This window comes from Pyrinomonadaceae bacterium (assembly GCA_036277115.1).
GTDB lineage: Bacteria > Acidobacteriota > Blastocatellia > Pyrinomonadales > Pyrinomonadaceae > UBA11740.
In genome coordinates, this window is the sequence record DASUNM010000007.1 from 1 (window position 1) to 1,469 (window position 1,469).

Genomic DNA, 1,469 nt, shown 5'->3' on the forward strand with positions numbered 1-1,469 from the left:
GCGCTGCTCTGAAAAATGCCTCCTATGCGGCCTCCTTCCGGGTGACTTGGTAGCCGAGATCCTCTAAGCGCTTGGTCAGCCGACGAACAACGACTTTTTGAGAGCGCTGATCGTGGTACGTAGCCCCCAACTCCTGGTAGGTCTTCTCATCCCGGATGAGGTTGTAGACAATCACCAAAATCGCATGCGCCACAGCCATGGCCGCTCGTTTGCTGCCGAGGCGCCGGGCCAGGCGGTGGTACTGGGCGGCAAGGAAGGTGTCCTTGCTCCGAGAGGCTGCCCAGGCCGCTTCAAGCAGAGGCGAACGAATCCAAGGATTGCCGCGACCGACGTGCTCGGGCTTGGCCTGCCCGGCGCTGCGACGGTTTCCGGGACAGACCTTGGCCCAGGAAGCCAGGTGGCGAGCCGTGGCGAAGCGACTCATGTCGGTCCCGATCTCGGCGAGCACTTCCTCAGCGACCCGCCGTCCCACCCCGGGAATCGTCTCCAGCCGTTGAAGGATCGGTTCGAAAGGGCGCAGGCGGCCCTCGATCTCGCCGTTGAGGCGAGCGATTCGAGCCTCGATTTCCTCGATGTGGGCTAGCTGCTCTCCCAGCAGGAAACGCTGATGGGGACCCACTAGACCCCAAAGGGCCTGCTCAAGCTGCTCGGACTTCTGCTTCAGGCGTCCTCGCGCCAGCGAGGCCAAAGCCGCAGGGTCCTCGGTGCCTTGCACAATCGCTGTCAGCATGTCACGGCCGGAGCGGCCAAGCACGTCGGTAGCCACCGAAGACAGCTTCACGTTGGCCCCCTCGAGAACCTTTTGCAGACGATTCGCTTCCCGGCTGCGCTCCTGCACCAACGAGCGCCGGTAGCGGACCAACTCGCGCAGCTCTCGCTGGCCACGATCCGGAATGAAGCTGGCCCGCAGCAGCCCATGGCGCAGCAAGTCCGCGATCCATTCCGCGTCCCGGACGTCGGTCTTACGGCCCGGCACGGCCTTGATGTGCTGCGCATTGACCACCATCGGCTCAAAGTTGGCAGCCTCCAGCAGGTTGTACACCGGCTTCCAGTACACGCCAGTGCTCTCCATGGCCACCACTCGGCATTCCAGCCCTTCCAGCCACTCCGTCAAAGCGAGCAGGCTCTCCGTCATCGTGTCGAAGGTCCGCACCTGACGGCCCTCCGCAGTGATCGCACACACCACCACTGTCTTCTTGTGCACATCCATCCCGGCACAGCGCTCATGGATGACTCTCATCAACAGCCTCCTTGATGGGTCTGCGATGCCGGCGGGGTGATCTGGATAGGACGAGTCTGCTCTGCGTGCTTCCCGAAGGAGCCACAATCATGGGTTCCGAAGACCACCCTCGACCAAACTCCCAGGCGGGCTCAGAGGCACCAGTGCGCTCCGGTCTCACGCCGGCACCTATCCACGACTATTTTCATCGATCTTCGGGTGCAGCGCAGCTGCATGAAAAACTCCCAGG

General features: G+C 62.9%; 1 protein-coding gene. It reads right to left on the minus strand.

The features are described 5' to 3' along the window. Nucleotides 1–22: 22 nt before the first annotated feature. Nucleotides 23–1,240 carry an IS110 family transposase gene (locus tag VFX97_01810; protein ID HEX5701938.1) on the minus strand — a complete coding sequence of 406 codons (1,218 nt, stop codon included), beginning with the start codon at nucleotides 1,238–1,240 and terminating at the stop codon, nucleotides 23–25. Between the last annotated feature and the right edge of the window lie 229 nt (nucleotides 1,241–1,469).

Excerpts from the sequence above, each read along its gene's own strand:
- VFX97_01810 (HEX5701938.1), bottom strand. The coding sequence starts at position 1,240 with ATGAGAGTCATCCATGAGCGCTGTGCCGGGATGGATGTGCACAAGAAG.